This is a genomic window from Flavobacterium sp. NG2, assembly GCF_034119845.1.
Taxonomy (GTDB): Bacteria; Bacteroidota; Bacteroidia; order Flavobacteriales; family Flavobacteriaceae; genus Flavobacterium.
In genome coordinates, this window is sequence record NZ_CP139420.1 from 3,586,737 (window position 1) to 3,607,501 (window position 20,765).

A 20,765-nucleotide genomic window follows, 5' to 3' on the forward strand; every position below is an offset into this window, starting at 1 on the left:
ATTGTAGCGATTATAAAAACAATAAGTACGATGCTGTCAATTACTATTATCAAAACTCATCACCTATTTCTGGCTATATTTTTGTTTTGAGTACAAGTGCTCTCACTACTTAACCTCTTCTAAAGCAACTAACTTACAACTGACTTCCGTACGCTGTAAACCACTCACTTCAAACAATGCGTTAAAATGCCCATCTTGGTTATTTAATTGTTTTTGAAAGTTTTTCAACCATTCCTTATCGGTGAATTTGCTCAAGGTAGCCATCACACCAATATCATTGTTAGACACAAAATAAAAAGCAGATTTTCCGGGACTCAATGAGGTATAAGAAACCATTGCATATTCTATTCTGTTACTCTGATTGTATTGGGTATCATATATTTTTTGAATTCCATTTTTGGTGTATTGAAATCCATCTTGGTACAGTCTAAAATCACGGCTATCCTTTAAAAAAAAGTTTTTTGATATATTCATTGTTTTAAATTGTCCAATAAATATAAGATTGACATCACGAATATCTTCGTAATTAAGATTGCTCTCTAATTTTAAATCAAATGTTTGTTGATGTTCTAAAAACCATTCGGATATGTTTTTAACACAATAAGGCGCCATTTTGGACATTAACGTATAATCCGTAATCTTTAGGTCTCGAGCCGTTTTAGTAGTATAATCAATCAAATCTTCATTATTGTTGATGTCGCCATAAAGAACCGTATGCCAGTTACCATCGGCAAGTTTTTCGTGAACTACATATTGATCTGAAATTACTACTAAATTCTTCTGATTTGGTTTAAAAAAAGCTTCCCAAAAAGGTGGTGGTTGATTCCAATATTGCTTTACGCCCCAAAATACTACCAAAAGAATTATTGTCACCAACACTCCCCAACGGATATATGAAATGGGAACACGAATCACCCGCTCCCGAGACAACTGCTGTTTGGTAACTGTTTCTCTCCAAATAAAGTCTAGATTATACTGTCCTTTACTAATCGTAAATATAAGAAGTTCAGAGGCTCCTTCTTTTTGATAGTACTCGGCTAATTTTTTCCGCAAGTTGTACATATGAGAGCGTACAGTACCATCATTTTTATCGTAGTTGTAGTTTTTTTGAAAAAGGTCGGCACCAATAGTAAACTCCTTAACTTCTTCGTTTTTTAATGCCTTTTCAACCAAGTAGGCCAACAATCTACTATACACAGACGAATTAATAAACAATGGATGTTTACTCATTCGCTGAAGGGCTTCTTGTACTACAATTGGATCTATACCTTTACTCATGAAACCAAAATTAAAGCTTTTTTACAGAAAACAAAGAAAAGCAAAATAACAAATACAAATGATTAAATAACAACAACTTAATACCTATTTTAACCGTTAAAACTACAGTGATAGCAACCGTTTTTAGACTAATTTGACGCTTAATGGCGACTAAATACACTAAACTTGTTCTATTAAAATAAAACCAACCAAATAAACCAAAAAAACATATGCCTAACTTCTCTCTGTTTGAGATACATCACAATTCGTGTATATCAACCCGCTTCCTTTTTAGTATCAAAAAATAAATGGACTGCATCGCTTTTCTTTTGAAATAGATTAAAATCGAAAAGTCCCTTAACCTAACAGCTTAAAATTTCAACAACTTAAATAATTTTTATAAAGCAATATGAAACAATTAAATAAAATTGCCCTTACAGCCTTCCTGTTCGTTCATTGTTTGAATGCGCAAACTTGGAAAAATCCCAATGCGCCAGTAAATGATCGTGTAAAAGACTTATTGTCAAAAATGACTCTAGAAGAAAAAATTAGTCAATGTAGCTCAGATATTCCGGCCATAGAACGTTTAGGAATCCCTTCTTATATGTGGTACGCCGAAGCCTTACACGGTGTTATTGCCTGGAAATGCACCTCGTTTCCACAAAATATTGCCATGGGAGCTACTTGGAATCCTAACTTAATGTTTGATGTAGCAACAGCCATTTCAAATGAGGCACGTGCTTTAAAAAATAGTGGTCAAAAGGAAGTGATGATGTTCTCCCCTACGATTAATATGGCTCGTGATCCGCGCTGGGGACGTAACGAAGAGTGCTATAGTGAGGACCCTTTTATGATGTCTGAAATGGCACGAATGTATGTACGTGGCATGCAAGGAAATGATAAAAAATACCTTAAAACTGTTTGTACTGTAAAGCATTATATTGCAAATAATGTCGAAAATCGTAGAGAATCCATCCAATCGAATATAAACGAAAAAGATTTACGCGAATACTATATGCCAGCGTATCGCACCTGTGTGGCTGATGAAGAAGCAGGTGGTATCATGTCGGCACTCAATGGATTAAACGGGATTCCTAGTTCAGGGCATAACTGGCTACTCAATGACGTTTTGCGAAAAGAATGGGGCTTTGAAGGTTATGTAGTAGCCGATTGGAATGCGGCCTCAGGTATGTTTAAAAATCAAAAATATGCCAAATCGTATCCTGAAGCGGCAGCACTGGCCATCAAAGCGACCTGTGACCAAGAATGTTTCCGTCCTAAAGCTTCGCCAATGGTCAAAAATCTTAAACCAGCCATTGAACAAGGTTTGCTTACGGAAGCCGAATTAGATCAGTCTGTGGCGCGATTGTTACGTTTGCGTTTCTTGACAGGCGATTTTGATAAACCCGAAGCCAATCCATGGCATAAAATACCACAAACCGTTCTTGAAAGTGATGCCCATAAAAAATTAGCATTGAAAGCAGCTGAACAATCCATTGTATTATTAAAAAATGAGGGGATCCTGCCGCTAAAAAAAGATATAAAATCAATCGCAGTTCTAGGACCATTTGCTAATCGTTGCTGGATGGGAATTTACTCAGGCTTCCCTCAAAGTAAAGTAAGTCCGTTACAGGGAATCAAGAAATACACACAGGCAACTGTGAATTATGCTGAAGGTTGTGATGTAATTGCGCCTTTGGATGAACAAAAAATCAAAGAAGCTGTAGAAGCGGCCAAAAAATCAGAAGTAGCCTTACTTTTTGTTGGAAACGATGAAAAAACAGCTACTGAAAATAAAGACCGTCAATCGTTAAGTTTACCTGGAGCACAACAAAAATTGATTGAAGAGGTTTTAAAAGTTAACAAAAACACAGTAGTAATTATGATTCCGAGCGGTGCAACTACCCTTGGAAATGCACAAAAAGAACTACCTGGAATTATTTGTGCTTGGCCTAACGGACAAGAACAAGGAAATGCTATTGCTCACGTACTTTGGGGAGAATATAACCCAGGTGGGAAACTAAATTCTACTTGGTATGCCTCAGACAATGACTTACCTGATATGCATGATTACAATATCAAAAATGGTCGAACGTATATGTATTTTAAAGGCAAACCATTGTATCCTTTTGGCTATGGTTTGAGCTATACTAGCTTCCAATTCAAAAATTTAAAACTAGATAAAAAAGCCTTAAAAAGTACCGAAAATCTATCTGTTTCCGTACAAGTGACTAATACCGGAAAAGTAGATGGCGACGAAGTAGTGCAATTGTACATACGAGATTTAAACTCAGCTAATGAGGCTCCTGCAAAAGCGTTAAAAGGATTTGAGCGTATTCATTTAAAAAAAGGAGAAACAAAAACAGTCCAACTTAGCGTTCCTTATCAAGCCTTTAGCTATTATAATGTAGCACGTCAGCGTTTTGAAGTCAAAAATGGTAGCTTTGAAATCTTGGTGGGTAATTCTTCAGACAACCTATTGGTAAAAGAAACAATCCAGCTCAAATCAGGAACAATTCCTGTTATTAATGTCAAAAACAAATCGGCTTATTTTAATCCAAACGACCCGAATCGCTCTAAAAATTGGGATGCAATTTATGAAGACAAATCATTTTTAGAAAACAGCGAAGCGACAACCAAAGAAGAAAAAGGAATCGAGTTCAAAACCACTTTTACTGACCCTGGTTTTTATGTAAATACTTGGGATGCTGTAGTTAATTTAAAACTCAAAACTGACGAAGCTATTTTTAAACTGTCCATGCTTGACAATGAAATTGATACTTATAAAGTCAGTAAAGGAAATGATGAAGTACAAACTTTATCAGTAAAAATTCCTATTCCACCTGAATATGGTAAAGAGGTGATTCTAAAAGCGATTCCGTTAAAAGGAAAAATAGCTATTGAGTCTATCAAAATTATACCTCCAGGGAATGTAAAACCTTATCTTATATACCCAAAAAACCAATAAGAATCATGACAAAGAAAACGATGATTAGCTCATCCAACAAAAAAATCATAGCCTCGCTCTTGTTTACGGCCTCCCTTTTTGCGCAACAAACTAGCTCTGTAAAACTGTGGGAAGTTCCCATTACACAAGGGCAAGCAATGCCTCTTAAGGAAATTAAAACCCAATACAGTGAGGAAAAAGTGGAATGGAAAAATCAAATTTTTATTCAGCCAGAAATCACTTTTCAAAAAATGGAAGGTATTGGAGGTGCTTTTAACGAAATAGGTGGAGAAGCGTTGTTGAGTTTAAAAAAAGAACAACAACAGGAACTCATGCGAAATTTATTTGCAGCTGACCGAGCGGGCTTTAGTTTTTGTCGAACCGCCATTGGAGCTAGTGATTTTGGTATTGATGCTTATAGTTATGCCATGGTTCCTAATGATTTTAAAATGGAGCATTTTTCTATCGAAAGAGACCAAAAATACGTTTTACCCTACCTCAAAAGTGCTTTACAAGAAAATCCAGCCCTAACTTTATTCGCCTCTCCTTGGAGTCCTCCGGGGTGGATGAAACTAAGCGGCGAAATGGAAGGTTTGAAACAAAAGCCTAATCAACTGATAGATGACTCCAAAATATATAAAGCTTATGCCTTGTATTTTGTCAAATATTTAGAAGAATATGAAAAAAACGGGGTGAAAATTGACCGCATTTGTATTCAGAACGAAAACGATGCCAATACAAAATATCCTAGTTGTGTATTCCCCGCCAAAGAGATGGTGGCATTTGCCAATGATTATTTAATTCCCGCTTTTAAAAAAAACAGGGTAAAAACAGCCATTTATGCGGGTACTTTTAGAGCCGCTCTCGGAATGGATGTATTGGATTTTACACAATGCAAAAACACCAAAAAACTGGCAGGTGTAGGGATTCAATACACCGATTCCCGCTTATTGACAGACGCTAAAACCTTTATGCCTAATCTTAAACTATTTCATACCGAAGGCAATTGCTACAACGGAGAAAATTCGATAGAACAAGCTAAAAATCGTTTGGAAGAAGTGGCTAGTTATATTAATAGCGGTAGTACGACTTTTACTTACTGGAATATGATTTTGAACGAAACCACCAAAAGCGGTTGGGACTGGACTCAAAATTCGCTTATCAATATTAACAGGAAAACAGCAGAAATACAATACAATCCTGATTACAATGCCATGTATATCATTAGTAAATTTATTCAACCAGGAGATATTAGAATTGCTTCTATGAATAAAGGAAAATATCCTATGATTACCGTAAAATCTCCTGAGGGGACCATCAAGGTATTGTTTCAAAATACGAATCCACAAGACAAAACTTTTGAAGTTACTGTCAACAAAAAGCCGTTCAAATTGAAATTAGCTGCCAATGCCATTACAGCACTTGAAATCACTAACTATTAAGTCTATTTTTATGATGAAACCCACTCCTACTCTAGTAATATTGTTACTCATTTCCTTTTGTGGATTTGCTCAAAATTGGCAGTACAATAACAATCGTATTGCCATTAGTTTCGATGGCAATAGTGCGGCAGACAATCAGTATAAATGGCCTATTGGCGACCCCGATGATTGGGGTGCTTCGGCGGCAAGTCTTGCCATTTTAGCCAAATTAAACCTTCAAAAACAACTGGTTCATTGTTCGTATAATAATTTCATTGATGCACCCGCAGGTCCAGATAGTGAAAACCAACTCAAAATCAGCCTAGAAGGAGGAGCCGAGCGTTGGAATTTTAATAAATCCGTTCTCTTTGATGTCACTACGCAATTAGAAAAAGCCAAAAAACATTTGGCCGCTGAAATGGCTAAATCAACCGCTAAAGATCCGTTGTATTTCATGCACGCTGGGCTATCTGAATTTGTGTACCAAGCAGTTGAGCTGGTGGCGAAATCAAAGGATTCAACGGCTTTAAAGCATGTCTATGTACTGTCTCATAGTGGTTTTAATGAAAACGAAAAAAGACGTCCCTACCACCACACTTGGAGTGATATTCAAAAACTATCCGGGAATAAATTGCAATACAAAAAAATCATAGATCAAAACAACAAAAACAATCCCAATGACTTATGGAATTCAGATAAAGATTTTTCGGTTTGGTACTGGATGCGCGATCATGCTGACCCAAACATTCAGTGGTTGTATACCCGCATGCAAGCGCATAGTCATGGTGTAGCTGATATTTCTGATTGTGGTTTGTTGTATTACCTTCTTATAGGAGATGAAAAAGGAAATCCTGAAAAGTTTAAAGCTTTTATTGGGGAAGGTATTCCAACAAAAAGAAATAAAAAGTAGCCCAAAAAAAACTTAGTTTATAAATAAATGAAACTGCAGTGGATTTTTAGATCATTTATCTAACTCCCTGCAGTTTCATTGTTTTTTTTTTGTATTCTTTACCGAAAAATGCATTGGAACACTGATAACACAGATAAAACGGATTTACGCAGATTTTTTATATATTTTACATCATCAAATATGCAGAAATCTGTCTAGGCTGGTGTTTTCAGTCAGATCAGTGTAAAAAAACCAATAAAATCCTAATGTTGTTTTTGGGTTCAATACTTCACGAATACAGTTCGCCAAAATTTTAAACTATTTGGAAAACCTTTCTTAAAAAACACTTAGCCGTTTATTCCAATTCAAATTTAAAAACGTTGGCTAAATCATCCAACCGAACATCAGGAATAGTCAAGAAAAAACTTTCGGTGGTATGTTCCCATTTAACCTTCGCCGATGAACCTAACAGTGTCACATTCTTGATGGGACTAGGCGGTATGTTGCGGTGATAACCACCTATAGCACGCATTTCTATTCGTTTTCCCACTTTGGGTTTCCCCAAGAAAAAGACATACATTGCTTTTTTATTTTTAGAGACTGTAAAACGAACATCATCAGCGGTGTACTGAATTTTGGAAGATTGACCACCATGAGATCCATCTTCTGATTGGGCTGGTCCATAACCAAAAATAGTATGAGGACGACTGCCATACACCGCCTCGCCATTTATTTGTAACCAATTCCCAATTTGTTTTAAAACATCGCGCTGTTCTTGATTGATAACCCCATCAGCGCGAGGAGATACATTTAACAACACCACCCCATTCTTACTCCATACATCAATCATGTTTCGAATGACTAAATCGGCGCTTTTGTATTTATGTCCTTCCACATACATCCATCTACTTTCCCCTAGAGTAATATCAGTCATCCAAGTAGTGGGGTAAATATCTTTGCGTCCGCCTTGTTCAATATCCTCAATACTATAATCTAATGGTAAATCATCTTGTTTGCGGCAAATAACCACTTGCTGACCGTTTTTAACTCCATTATTAAAATAAGTCGAAACCATTTCCAATCTGGTTTTCTCTGGAATAAGATTCAACCACGAGTCATACCAAATTAAATCTGGATGGTACTTTTTGACTACTTCATTGACTTGGTCTAACCAGTACGTATTGAATTCATCAATCGTTTCAAAGTTTCCAAATAATTTACGCAACATAGGGTCTTTGGTCGCAGTAGGCAAATCCGGATGATAGGGATAATGACTGTTGTACCCATTTTTACCCCAATGTTCGGGTGTATTGGCATTACGCTGTCCGTTTCGGGCATGGTGAAAAGTTGCCAATGTTTTTATATTTCTTTTTTCTAAAGATTGAAACAATTCGCCTAAAATATCACGTTTAGGTCCCATACTAGCGGCATTCCAAGGGTTGATTTTACTATCCCACATAGCAAAACCATCGTGATGCTCTGCAACAGGTCCCGCAAACTTGGCTCCTGTTTTTTGAAATAAATCGGCCCATTCTTCAGGATCAAAATGAGTTGCGGTAAACATCGGAATGAACTTTTCATATCCAAATTCTTCTATAGGGCCAAAATGTTCCTCATGCCATTTATTTATTGGACCACCTTTCATATACATATGACTAGGATACCAAGCGCTTCCATAAGCGGGCACACTATAAGGTCCCCAATGAAAATACATTCCCAATTTTGCATCGGCTAGCCATTCGGGAGCTGCTTTATGTTTGGCTAGTGATTCATGATTAGGTTCGTAATGATGTACTTGAGTTGATTGTGATTGTTGTAACTGTTTACAGCCCGTACAAACCAATGCAACCACTATTATTAATTGGGTAAACCTCATCTTGTTTTTGTTTAAAAATTTTAATTTTGTGTTTTTGTTTTCCATTAAAAAACCATTAAAATCGGTAAAAAGTTAGCTGGAAAATATTCCCAAGCCTGTCCTATTTTATCAAACACTTCCCTTGTACCTTCGTAATAGAGCTGGTTTTAAATTAATTGGGAACAAAGGTTCGTTTTATTGCTTTACTAAAATTAAAAACTCTCAAAGTAGCCGAAGCGACATGTCCGCCTGAATCAGGGAAACTTACTTTAACTGTATTTTTTTCGGATAGTAATTTATAGTCCAAAGGAATTTCGATGACACCATAAAAACGGTCACGCATGGTTTGTGGGTCGCCAGCATAATTTTCAGGGACTTCAATCTGAACATCATTGATAAAAACGGTGGGTTTTAAAACACTGCCGTGGTCACGTCCTAGTCCTAATCGTAAAACTACTTCACCATTTTGTGCTTTTTGAATCTTTTCAAAAACAAACTCCATCGGTTTGTTAGCCTCAATTGGCTTGTAGTTTTCGGTAGCATAATACTTTTTTTCTTCAGCGGTTTCGGCAATTACAACAGGACGTTTGAAATGGTATTCTAAAACCATTGTTCCCTCACTCTCTAGCAGTACTTCTTTGGTCGTTGCAGCTAGTTTTTTCTCTTCAATTATCCCTTCTCTTTTGGCTTCTTCAGGCTTATAAGGTGAATAATAGTGTTTCATTTTTATATTCTCTAGTGTATTGTTTTTTTGACCCAAAACATTCAGTTGAATTGCCTGTTTTGTTTCAGTCAAATTATTTACAATCAGATAAACCTTTTTTCCGTCAACATAGGCATCTGTTTGAATATCCACCAGATTAGATTTGGTATCTATTCGTTTCCCTTTTACATCAGACCAAAGTTGGTAAAACTTTACCAAATCAGTAAAAACCCATTTATCGCCAGTTTCTCCTTCTTTTTCAAATTGTTGTCTAAATAATCGGCTACGGTAAGGATACCCTTCTTTGGTTCGCCCCCATTCGCTTTTGAGCATAAAAAAAGGAATCGCCACGGCTATAGATTGCGGATGATCCATAAAAGACATCATCAAGGCATTGGCACTTTTAACATACAAATAATCACGCCAAGGAGTCCATGGCAAATCACGGTATTGATGTGCTTGCACACTATATTCTGAAATAATCATAGGTTTTAATTTTCCAAAACGCATCATACTATACTGTTCTAACATATCGAGTGAGGCCTCAATATTGCTTCCTTTACGGTACTTTTTTACATATTCTAATTTACCTGTGCGGTAATCTTGTTTACAAGGAAAATCATAAAAATGCAAAGACCAAAAATCCATATCATTACCCGTTAAATCAATAAACTGTTTCCATCGGTACGTCCATCTTTTAAAATCATATAATTCAAAATCAGGAAACGCACAGGTGTAACCACCCACGAGCACATAAGGGTTCAATTTTTTAATTTCACGAGCAACTGTGGAATGAAATTTGGCCAATTGCTGTACTGCTCTATTTTCTTTTTCAGGATTTCCCTCTTCTTTTTTGGGAATCAATTCCCAGAGTGGTTCGTTAATCACCTCTATGAATCGGGGTCTTGGCTCGCCATTTCCACCATAATATTCTTTAACAAAATGAGCCATAAATTCTCCTGTAGCAGTCCCAAAGGGTTCCTCTGCAGTATCTTTTTGGGATAGCGCCCATCCTTGCTTTGTTTTAGTGCCATGTGGCCAAAAAGGCTCAAACTGCGCCCCAATAATCATATTTTTCAGTCGGTCTTCATACGGATGCAAATGCGATTTTTTACTGTAACTATTGCGGTTATTTTCTCCCATTTTTTTAAGTTGAGAAACATCAGCATAACCTGCACGAGCGGGATCTTGTCTTACCGCATTTAGTGCTCCTTTCAGTCCGCCCGTTTCTCTCCCTAAATACACATCGTATTTATCCAAAAAATCTTTTCGTATATCAGGACTTACATGATCGCCTTCCCAGTCATTCGTAATACTTGCATGTATGGTGATATACTTTTGCCTGTCAAAACTATCGATACCCTCTACCACTCTTCGTGTGTCTATATTAATATCAACCATTGTTTTTTGTGCGACACAAATACTGGTAGTAAGTATTAAAAACAACCATTGGATTTGGGTTATTTGCTTTAAAAGGAACTTGTTTTTTTTCATCAGAACTAATTTTTAGACGTTTCCAGTCCGTTATTTATTATCAAATTCTTTCACAAATGGCTGTTTCTCATCGGCTTGTTTGACACCTGCTGCCCCATTTAAGCTTTCGAAATAACGTAAATAATTATGAGAACCATATTTTTCTTTTTTAGAAATAGCTTCTTGTCCTATTGCTCTTAACTTAGGCAAATCAACTTTTTCGTCTCCCACTAATAGAAGGTATTTATTTTCTGAAATAGCTTTACCTGTGACGTCTTTTAAACTCAAATTAACATAAAATTTATCACCCAATTTCCCGGGAACTTTACAATTTACAGTAACAAATTTAGTTGCGCTATCCCCTTTAATGTCACCAAAACTGAATGTTTCTCGCTTCACTTCTTTATGATTATTATCCATAAAAAAGATTTCGGCTTTACAGTTTTTAAAATCTTGGTACAAATCATTAACCACCCATATTTTCCCTTCAAACTGCTCCGCTGGCAACCATCTTCTACGTTCGTGTTCTAAACTAACTAAGACTGGCTGATAAGCTCTTTTTACATAATCATAGGATAATTTAGGTTGCTGGTAATAATCAACAATTCCCCATTTCATATCAGGCGCAAAAGTGATAAAATGACAGATACTGATGGCACTAGACTTTGGTTTTCTTCGTCTATAATATTCTAATCCATACTGAAAAATAACCCCTTGGGCAATTTGAGTTGCATCTACAAATTCTTGCATACTTCCTGTAGCTTCAGTGTTTAAAGCATCAAAATTAAGCGTTCTAAACACATCAAAATCTGTCCAATGATGCCCCCAACTCGGTCCAGGAGGCCACAATTCATTTTCTGGAATAAATTTTTTAATACTCGCTACATTTGGGCACGAAGAAATAGCTAATTCTGGTACCACAGCAAAATTTTGTTTGTTAAAAAACTTCTCTGTATTAATCCTACCTTCGCTGTAAAACAAGCCATTAGCATGTACACTTTCGTTTGGTTTAAAACCTAATTTGATTCCTACATGGTCACTCAAAGGAGAAACGGGCACATAATGAAGATTCGAATACGGTTTGACAACCTCTCCTAATTCTTTCATAAAATTAAGATTATAAACAGGGTCAGAGGCGGTCATTAGGATTTCCTCTCCTCCCTCAATAATCACCATACAAGGATGGTTACGCAATTGTTTTACTACTGAAATAGCATCAGCGAATAGCGATTTTTTATAGGCTTCTCCCTTGGGTAACGACAAACTTGCAATGGGCAAAATATCTTGCCAAACAGTGATTCCTTCGCGGTTACATAATTCATAGAAATATTCAATTTCTGTAGGATGCCATCCAAATATTCTGAGATTATTAAAATTAGCCGATTTGGCCAAGCGAATAAATTCTTGGTATTTTTCCTTAGTAGCACGACCGAAGAAAATATCTGGTGGTCCGCCCCAAGTACCCGAACGAATAAAATGACGTTTCCCATTAATCATTACAGTCCAAGGATTTTCAACTTCTTGTTTGGTAAATCCTGGATTCATCTCCATTTTTAGTTCTCTAATTCCAAAGAGTTTATCATTCGCATCAAGTACTTTGTTGTCATTTTTGACCGTGATTTTTGCGATATATAGGTTTTGATCTCCTAAATCCCATGGATACCAAAGTTTTGCATCAGCAATGGTAAGGGGAATTTTAAGTTCATTTTTACCAGGTTTTAAACTAGTGGTTTTTGTCGTTTTGTACACTTTGGATTTGAAATTCTCTCCCTGTACTTCAATCTCAAGCTCCACATTGGAGGCCACAGTCCCGGAATGTTCAATTTCTAGATGAATATCCAAATCAGCCGATTGCTTTTTTAGATTTACCTTAGTTTCTACATAAACCTGATCAATTTTTGCTTTATCATAAGCCATTAACTTTACGGGTTTCCATATTCCTGTAGGTACTAAGTCCACCCAGTAATCTCCATGCCATGCAGGTTTTTTACCTGCTACTTGACTGTATCTTCGGGGTGCTGGATGTAAACGAACCGCCAAAACATTACGACCTCTTTTGTATTGCTCTAGGCTTATGAGTTTTGTAATATCAAACGAAAAGGGCGTAAACATTCCTTCATGAGAGCCTAGTAAAGTACCGTTTAAATACACATCACAAGCATAATCAACTCCCTCGAAATTTAGTTCAATATTTTTGCCTTCCATTTCTTTGGGTACATTGAAAATGCGCAAATACCACCATTCGTATTCATTGACCCATTTAGCCTTGACACTATTGCGTCCAAAATGTGGATCTTCAATACGACCAATTCGCCATAAATCAGTAAAAACATCACCAGGAACCTGAGCAGGTGCCCAGTTTAAAGCATCTCCCATATGATCGTAGCTTATCTCTGGAAACTTTTCTTCCATACCACGTCCTGGCAAGGTTCCTTGTAGTTTCCATAAATGACCACTCAAATCATGAATCAATCGTTGAGCATTTTGCTGTTGTGCTATAGAAACACTAGTAAACAGCAACAATACTATTATGGTTAGGGTACGTAAAAAATTCATTTTGGTTGTTTGGTTAGTTAAGTGAATAATTATTTTTTTAATTTTTCAGTTTGTTGTTTGATGCGTTCCAATTGTTTAGCACTCAATTTGTGCGTGTAGTGAAACTCAGGACTGTATTGGTAATAATGGTCTTTCATTCCTTGGTCATCCACTTCAAGACTTAAATCACAATCAAAACGCGCCAACTCTGTATGATTCCAGTTTCCACCGGCATTAATGAAATGCGAAATTCCCCAAGTGATTCCTTGACCGTTTTTCGTATCTGTAAAAGCATCCGGTACAAAAGGACCTGCAGCAACGGGTAATAATTCTGTTATTGATGCTATTTCAAAATTGATCCAATCTTTGGCATATTGAATGGTATTGTGCTCCATTCCGTCACGTTGAACAATGGCCGCAACACCTTCTCTAAAAGGGAACAAAGTGGTTTCATGACCCGAATTAAGCACAGGGTTCAATGGATGTTTGATAAAGGGTCCCAGCGGATTGTCAGCAATGGCCACGCCTTGCATTCTTATTTTAGAAGGATTTAACTCGGGGCGTTTATCAAAATCAGCTTTGTAATAGAGGTAAATTTTTCCATCATGAACTAATGGGTAGGGGTCGTGAATTGAATATTGATCCCAAGCTCCCTCTGGTCCATTTGGTATTACCACTTGATTAGCTGCTGTCCACGGCCCATTAGGAGAATCAGCATAGGAAACCGCCACAGGACAAAAGTCGCCTCGTAAACCACTTGCTTCCATAAACGCTTGATAATACAAATAGTATTTTCCTTTCCATTTCAAAATATCGGTAGTTGTTACAGAGCGCCAGCCGGGTTGTGGTTTTGGAGGACGCGGCACTGCAACTCCTTCTTCTTTCCAAGTAAAACCATCATCGGAAGTTGCATACCAAATTTCAGACAAATCCCAGTCAGAAGACGGAATGATTTCCGTGGCTTCTTTGGCTCTCGCCATCCCCACAGGCTTCACGGGCGTATTCCTATAAGTGTACCACAGATAGTATTTTCCGTTTTCGAATATCACTTTGGAAGGATCACGACGTGTAATGGTTCCGTCGCCATTGTTGTAATCAAATCCTTTGAGCTTGGTATATTTGAATTGGGTGTACAACTCATTTTGCTCCGGTCTAACGGCTTCATAAGCATCATAATTACGGGCTACGGCAGTACTTAATGGACGATTAGGCTTTGTTTTTGTTATAAAAAAAGGAAATGCTTCAGTATCCGTTTTTTTAGTTGATTTATCCTTCTTTTGAGCATTAGTCAAACTCGTAAAAAGAACCAATCCAAACAATAATATATAGGCTTTTTTCATTTCTCAATTTATTTTTTAGCTTTATTTATAAATTCCACTTTCTTGTAATCGGTTCCAGGAATCCACGCAAAACCAGTAGGTGTCCAATCGACTCCAGGAATCCAAATGGCTTCTCCATACTCATAAGCACCCATGTCAGGGGCATTCCCTTTGTAACCATCGGTTACTTTTTTAATTTTAAGTCCTTTATCAATTAGTGGTGAATTGGCCAAAGGAGCAAACATCTTACCTTTTTCAACACTAAAAGGAAGTGCTGCATATTGCTGGTTGTTTTTAAAATCATTGTCGGCTTCAGGACCTTCGTATTCTTTTTCATCCACTCTGTATTTGCCTCCATCACCAGAATGCCACCAAGGGCGAACATCTGAAATATTATTGTAGAGTGTATTGTCTTTAACATTGGTCTGAACTCCATCTCTTTTAGGTACCCAGCTATCAATCAGTGATTGCTCAGCAGCCCCAGTATTCCAAAAAGTATTATTGTATATTTCATTTTTGACTGCTGTCCAGTTAAAATGCAAACCACCCCATTCCACATCCCAAACGACATTGTGATGGACGATATAGCCAGCAGCATTATTGTCAAGGTAAATACCCGTTGCTTTTTTTCCTGCATGTGGTGCAGCATAAGCATCATGAAACCAGTTGTGATGCAAACTAATATTTTTGGGAATACTGTTACCCGTTACATAAAACAAGCCTCCATCGGCTCCTGAAATTAAACTTTTTTGAACGTGATTGTAAGCAAACTCACTATCATCACCCGTAACTTTTACCCCATCTCTTGCCGAACCATAAAATGAATTTTTGAAAATCTTAGCGCGAGCTCCTCCACTATTCAGCAATTGCGCATGTAAGCCTATGGTGTTAAAATATTGAACAATACAATTTTCGACCCTGCTATCTTCAGCTTGACTACCTAAGTAAATGCCATTTAAAGTTCCATTTTCTAAAACTGATTTCTCGATTAGGTTGTGACTTCCTTTTAAGACTTGAATAGCGGCATCTGGTAAAGCAGCCCCTTTTAAATTGGTTATCAAACGTTCTGCCCCATGTTTTACCATACAATTGGTGATTTTATTATGATTTCCCGTAATGGTAATCATTCCACCAAAAAAATTAAGGCCTTTCAACTGAATATAATCTTTGTCAAGAATGGCGGTATGAACGCGAGCAGCAGCCTCAACCAAGTCTTCATTAGGATTTTTTCCCTCCGGAGCATAGAAATAAAGCGCTTTGTTTTTTTCATCATAATACCATTCCCGTGGTGCATCAAGCGCTTCTAATTTATTCATGAGATAGAAAATTCCTCGATGACCGTTTTCTAAACGTTTGGGACTGTGGGTTTCTCCAAAAGGCCAATTGTTAGGCAATTCTTCAAAATAAACTCGGTGTAAATCCTTGTCATATTGAGTAATAGTACGTTCCCAACTGCACCCACTATGCGCTCCTAAATAATGAATACTTCCACCTGTCCAGTCGATATTTGGGATTTCGTTATTGCTAATAAAAGACATGGAGTAATTGCCCTTAGTAATATCAATATATTTGGCATCTAGTGTGTATTCATTCTGGTCTGAGTCATTAGGCCAACGGGCAATTTGCATCTTTTTTTGATTGTGATACACATTATTCCCATCTCCTAAAACCAAATTCACATCCGATTTTTTATAAATATTTCCCGAGTATTTCTTCCAATCCTTCATTTGCTCAGTAGCCGATATTATTACAATATCCTTTTCAAAACAAGTAAACAATATTGGTTTTGAGGCCGTACCCGAATTTTTAGGAACAATATTTTCACGATAGGTTCCTTGGTGAATATAACATATATCTCCTTTGACCATAATGTTAGCCGCCTGTGTGATGGTTTTGAACGGATTTGCAACCGAACCATCACCAGCTGATGTATTACGTCCATCAACATGATATTCTTTAGAGAAAGCATTTATAGCTATCAAGAATAGAAAAAATACTAGACTGTTTTTTTTCATTATTTATGTTTTTTTTGGTTTAGTTAATAGATTGTTGTTAAAATTCAAATGTTAAATGAAGGACAATAGGCTCATCATCATTTCCAAAATAATTTTCAGAATTGCCTTGAGGTCCCATTTTGTCTCCTTCTTGAAATTTAGTTCCAATGGCAGGTATGTTTTTCACAAAGGAAATATCTCCTTGAGGAAATTTAGGCGACAATCGGCCTTTAGGATCCTCTTTCGGTGTAGGGTTTTGTGGGGTAAGCATTCGCAAGAACGTATGTGGTGAATGACAATAAATGGTAAAGCCATTATTGTTTTTCCCTTTTACAGTCGCCCAATACAAACTTGAGAAAAAACCTTTAAATTCAGGATAAACAAATCCAGACTCTCCAGTCACGGTATTGTTATAATCATTCTCCCAAACTTTAAACTGCGTTCCTTTCATCCTATTTCGCCACACTCTGTACGGACCATCACCTAGCCATTTCATACCGCTGACTTCTGATTCAGGAAATGAAAATGTAATTCCTTTATAATCGGTTACTTGCTTTTTTCCTTTTATTTGAACTTCTAAATCCAACAAACCATTAGAATGAATTGTCCATTTTATTTGATCAGAACTCAACTCTTTATGCGAAGCCCAATCAGGAGATTTGTCTTTTAATTCGAAAACCGTAAGAATCTCAATCTTATCCTTTTGGGTGTTGGTTGTTAGCGAAATGATTTTATCCTTATGTCCTAAAATGATAGGGCCATTGTGAAACGGAATTAGTTTTCCTTCTTTTTTCACCTCTTGCAACAAACTTGTTTTATCTGAAAAAACATAGCGTATTCCAGCAGCCTCTACGATTATTTGACCGTTGTCTTTAACCATTTTAATAGCTCCATTGTTAGACTTAGCTATAATCCTTGTATTCAGTTGTTGTGGTGTCTTTACAGGGTAACTCCAAGTGAAAATTTCCATTCCAGTGGCATCTATTGCTGTTAAGTACAATGCATCAGCTGTTTGCCAATTCGTTGGTAAAGCTACAGTGAATGTTCCTTTTTCGCCTGGTTTCAAACTTGGCAATGCTACGTTTGATTGTGCTAAAACATTTAATTTACTAGAACCTTTAGGCCCTTCAAATTGAACCCACTTAGCCGTGATTTTGCACTCCTCTAAATTTGTAAAATGATAGCGATTTTCTACCCTAAAAACACCATTGAAATCATTTTTAATAAAACGATCTTCTAGGTATATGGGAGACCAAATCTGTTTGATGGTAAAATAACTCGCTTCTTTCTCGCCATAAGGGCCTACAATTCCATCAGCTGCGTGATTTCCATCGGCATCCAAAAATCCGTTTTTATCGGTACGAACTACGGCTTCATCTGCAAAATCCCATAAAAATCCACCTGCCGATAAAGGCATATTCCACATTTGTTTCCAATAATCTTCTAAACCTGCTCCATGACCTCCATCGTATAATCCGTGCAGAAATTCAGTTGGGAAATATATTTTGTCTTTGGCATACCCATCATAAGCAAACACATGATAACTTGGATAATGCATGGTATTGGTTTTATTAAAAATATTCCACGGATGCAAAACCTCTCTTTTTTGAATATCCCAGATGGCATAATCATCATCCAATTCTGTATTCCAGCCTGTTTCATTTCCATTTGCCCATAATAAAATCGAAGGATGGTTAACATCTCTAACAACGGTTTCTTTTACAATTTTTTCGCCTACTTTAGTATCCAAATGAGGAGAATGCCAAGTACATACTTCATCAATAACAAATAAACCTAAGGAATCACAAACTTCTAAAAAATGAACATCAGGCGGATAATGTGACATACGAACTGCATTCATATTCATATCTTTCATCATTTTTACATGAGCTATACTTAATGCTTTAGAGGTGGTTCTTCCTGATGATGGATAAAAAGAATGACGATTCACTCCTTTGAATTTGATTCGCTGTCCATTAACATAGATGCCATCGCCAGCTTTGATTTCAACCGTTCTAAAACCAATGCGTTCGGTAAGGCTGTGCAATACTTTTTTACTTTTATCTACAAGGGCTACGTTTAATAAGTAAAGATTCGGTTTTTCAGGATTCCAGGTTTTTACGTTCTTTGCCTTAGTAGCAATAGACCATTTACCATTTTTAAAATTCATGCTATCGAGCGGTAAATCCTGAATTTTATTCCCTTTTAGGTCGGATAAAAACAGTTGCACTCCAGTTGCTTTTTTAGAAGCAGAAAAAACATCCATTTCAATAGTACCATCCGCTTTAGCATTAACTGCTATACGTTCCATAAAGTCTTTTGGTACAATTTCAAGATAAACGGGACGGTAAATTCCGCCAAAAATCCAAAAATCAGCATCACGCTCGGCAAAATTAATGGAAGTATTGGACGACACCTTATTTACTTTTACTTCTAGTAAATTTTCTTTACCGTATTTTAAAAGTTCGCTAATGGTATATTTGAATTCATAAAAAGCACCTTGGTGAATTTCTCCTGCTAGTTTTCCGTTGATTTTTACCTCGGCATCCGTCATTACACCTTCAAAAACAATCTTAACTTCATTGTTTTTCCATTGTAAAGGAGCAAAAAAAGAACGCTTGTACAAACCATATTCTTTATGTATTTTTTTGGTCTTATCTCGTCCATCATGTCCGTAGTTATAACCACCAAATCCCTGTAATTCCCAACAAGAAGGCACACCAATTTTGGTCCATTTCCCGCTATTATTTCCTTCAGAACAAAAGAAATCCCAGTCCACCATATGGTCTTTATCGATTCCAGATAAATACTGAATTTCGGTTTTGTTATTTGAGGTATTTTTAAGAGTTTGTGCTTTCAATGACACAAAACTCCATCCTAAAAACACCAGTGCTAAAGCCAGCTTTTTCATAAAGTTGTAATAGTATTAAAAATTAATAAGTATAGTAGAACTACTATCATCCAGTAGGATTCCCGTAGATTTTAAAAATCAATTAGTCAAAGCTATCTAATTCATTATCTTTTTATAACTTTAACCCAGCTTTAACTGTACTTATAACGGTTAAACCAAAACCTAACCGACTACCAACCAACAACATAACCAAAATGACTTTATCAGAAAGTGAGAAGCTCGAAATCATATCAAAACTAAAAAAAAGCAATACTTTTAAGAATGCACCTACAAGTAGTGCGCTACTTCAATACCTTTTTGAGGCCACTCAAAACAAAAGCGCAATTAAGGAAGCTACCATTGATATTGATTTTTTTGGAGGCTCTCAAAACTCGGACAAAACCAATCCTAGAGTTCGTGTAAATGTTTATAATTTGAGAAAAAAAATTGCTTCGTATTATGAAGAAGAAGGACAAGATGACCCTTGGCAACTAACCATTGACAAAGGACAATACCACATTCGCTTCTTTAAAAAAGAAAGAAAGATTAAAAGGAAAATTGACAAAAAAATTGCTGTGCCTTATATAGGATTAGGCATCGCAATAATAATCCTTATTTTCAACCAAATACCAGCTCAAAAACCAGAACTATGGAGCAATTTCCTAAACCAAGATAAAATTACTAATCTGTTTATAGGTGATCATTTTGGAATCATCGGCAATACAATAACCCATGGTAAAGGCTGGACCAGAGATTTTAGCATTAACAACTATACCGACTTTTATAAACTATTAGACCAATACCCAGAGCTTAAAAACCAAATTAAACCTTCTGATTTTTCATATAGCACCAAGATGGGAATATTAGCTACCCAGCAATTGGAACGATTTTATCAAAACTACCAGCACGATTTTACCATTCGTTTTTCAACTCAAAGTTCGGTTGTTGAAATCAAAGAAGGAAATGCTATTTATGTGGGGCCTAGTAAAAATAATAGTCAATTCATTCCCTTTTTTAATGAAGCGAATCCTTATTTTAAATTAAAAGAAAATGTCCTTTACTTAACCAATCATCCGCAGTTTAAAAACGAAACCTTTGATCTAAGTTCACCAAAAGACACTCTAGAATATGCTATAGTCTCAAAATACCCCAATAACAACGACACCGAACATTTTGTCTTTTTTTCTCAGCATGACATTGGGGTTAGTGCCACTGTGGAGTATTTTACCAATCAGGATAGCATTCAAAAGTTCACCAAACAACATTTGAAAGACAAAAAATATTTTACCGCTATTTTCAAGGTCAAAGGACAAAGTAGAACCAACACGAATATAAAACTAGAGAAGGTTGTTAGTTTTTAAACTAATTCAATTTAACGACTAATAATAACAAGAAAACTTTTTGACTAGTAGTAAATAAATTTTTCTATTACTGTAAGCTACAGTAAATCTATTATAAAATTTTCATTATTATAAATACCTT

11 protein-coding genes are annotated in these 20,765 nt (G+C 36.4%); 4 read left to right on the top strand and 7 right to left on the bottom strand.

The window, feature by feature from the left end; genetic code table 11:
- Nucleotides 1-105: 105 nt before the first annotated feature.
- Nucleotides 106-1,278: a helix-turn-helix domain-containing protein gene (locus tag SLW70_RS14490; protein ID WP_320889335.1), complete on the bottom strand. Its 1,173-nt coding sequence runs from the start codon at nt 1,276-1,278 to the stop codon at nt 106-108.
- 388 nt (nt 1,279-1,666) lie between these two features.
- On the opposite strand from SLW70_RS14490, the gene SLW70_RS14495 reads away from it, so the two are divergent.
- The 3 genes from SLW70_RS14495 to SLW70_RS14505 are packed head-to-tail and all read left to right on the top strand — an operon-like array spanning nt 1,667 to nt 6,535.
- Nucleotides 1,667-4,225, top strand: coding sequence for a glycoside hydrolase family 3 C-terminal domain-containing protein (locus tag SLW70_RS14495; RefSeq protein ID WP_320889336.1), 2,559 nt, complete (start codon nt 1,667-1,669; stop codon nt 4,223-4,225).
- Nucleotides 4,226-4,230: 5 nt separating this feature from the next.
- Nucleotides 4,231-5,646: a hypothetical protein gene (locus SLW70_RS14500; protein WP_320889337.1), complete on the top strand. Its 1,416-nt coding sequence runs from the start codon at nt 4,231-4,233 to the stop codon at nt 5,644-5,646.
- Nucleotides 5,612-6,535 (top strand): hypothetical protein, encoded by a 924-nt coding sequence (locus tag SLW70_RS14505; RefSeq protein ID WP_320889338.1) that lies wholly within the window; start codon nt 5,612-5,614, stop codon nt 6,533-6,535. Before SLW70_RS14500 ends, SLW70_RS14505 begins: the two co-directional genes overlap by 35 nt.
- Before the next feature lie 334 nt (nt 6,536-6,869).
- Here SLW70_RS14505 and SLW70_RS14510 read toward each other — a convergent pair whose 3' ends face one another.
- From SLW70_RS14510 to SLW70_RS14535, 6 genes are all read right to left on the bottom strand, one after another.
- Complete coding sequence (locus SLW70_RS14510; RefSeq protein ID WP_320889339.1) at nt 6,870-8,390, bottom strand: alpha-L-fucosidase; 1,521 nt, start codon at nt 8,388-8,390, stop codon at nt 6,870-6,872.
- Between the two features lie 151 nt (nt 8,391-8,541).
- Nucleotides 8,542-10,566: a hypothetical protein gene (locus SLW70_RS14515; RefSeq protein WP_320889340.1), complete on the bottom strand. Its 2,025-nt coding sequence runs from the start codon at nt 10,564-10,566 to the stop codon at nt 8,542-8,544.
- Between the two features lie 30 nt (nt 10,567-10,596).
- Nucleotides 10,597-13,101 (bottom strand): glycoside hydrolase family 2 protein, encoded by a 2,505-nt coding sequence (locus tag SLW70_RS14520; protein WP_320889341.1) that lies wholly within the window; start codon nt 13,099-13,101, stop codon nt 10,597-10,599.
- 29 nt (nt 13,102-13,130) lie between these two features.
- Nucleotides 13,131-14,420: a glycoside hydrolase family 117 protein gene (locus SLW70_RS14525; protein WP_320889342.1), complete on the bottom strand. Its 1,290-nt coding sequence runs from the start codon at nt 14,418-14,420 to the stop codon at nt 13,131-13,133.
- Between the two features lie 8 nt (nt 14,421-14,428).
- Nucleotides 14,429-16,414 carry a right-handed parallel beta-helix repeat-containing protein gene (locus tag SLW70_RS14530; RefSeq protein WP_320889343.1) on the bottom strand — a complete coding sequence of 662 codons (1,986 nt, stop codon included), beginning with the start codon at nt 16,412-16,414 and terminating at the stop codon, nt 14,429-14,431.
- A 37-nt stretch (nt 16,415-16,451) separates the two neighbouring features.
- Entirely contained in the window at nt 16,452-19,304 is a 2,853-nt protein-coding gene (locus SLW70_RS14535) for a glycoside hydrolase family 2 protein (RefSeq protein WP_320889344.1), read from the bottom strand.
- 194 nt (nt 19,305-19,498) lie between these two features.
- Between SLW70_RS14535 and SLW70_RS14540 the strand changes: the two genes are divergently transcribed.
- A complete protein-coding gene (locus SLW70_RS14540; RefSeq protein ID WP_320889345.1) occupies nt 19,499-20,644 on the top strand; it encodes a hypothetical protein in 1,146 nt (381 codons plus the stop codon).
- The last annotated feature ends 121 nt before the right edge of the window (nt 20,645-20,765 follow it).

Bases quoted from the DNA above. Each gene is read 5' to 3' on its own strand.
- SLW70_RS14490 (WP_320889335.1), bottom strand. From the start codon at position 1,278: ATGAGTAAAGGTATAGATCCAATTGTAGTACAAGAAGCCCTTCAGCGA.
- SLW70_RS14495 (WP_320889336.1), top strand. From the start codon at position 1,667: ATGAAACAATTAAATAAAATTGCCCTTACAGCCTTCCTGTTCGTTCAT.
- SLW70_RS14500 (WP_320889337.1), top strand. From the start codon at position 4,231: ATGACAAAGAAAACGATGATTAGCTCATCCAACAAAAAAATCATAGCC.
- SLW70_RS14505 (WP_320889338.1), top strand. From the start codon at position 5,612: ATGCCATTACAGCACTTGAAATCACTAACTATTAAGTCTATTTTTATG.
- SLW70_RS14510 (WP_320889339.1), bottom strand. From the start codon at position 8,390: ATGAGGTTTACCCAATTAATAATAGTGGTTGCATTGGTTTGTACGGGC.
- SLW70_RS14515 (WP_320889340.1), bottom strand. From the start codon at position 10,566: ATGAAAAAAAACAAGTTCCTTTTAAAGCAAATAACCCAAATCCAATGG.
- SLW70_RS14520 (WP_320889341.1), bottom strand. From the start codon at position 13,101: ATGAATTTTTTACGTACCCTAACCATAATAGTATTGTTGCTGTTTACT.
- SLW70_RS14525 (WP_320889342.1), bottom strand. From the start codon at position 14,420: ATGAAAAAAGCCTATATATTATTGTTTGGATTGGTTCTTTTTACGAGT.
- SLW70_RS14530 (WP_320889343.1), bottom strand. From the start codon at position 16,414: ATGAAAAAAAACAGTCTAGTATTTTTTCTATTCTTGATAGCTATAAAT.
- SLW70_RS14535 (WP_320889344.1), bottom strand. From the start codon at position 19,304: ATGAAAAAGCTGGCTTTAGCACTGGTGTTTTTAGGATGGAGTTTTGTG.
- SLW70_RS14540 (WP_320889345.1), top strand. From the start codon at position 19,499: ATGACTTTATCAGAAAGTGAGAAGCTCGAAATCATATCAAAACTAAAA.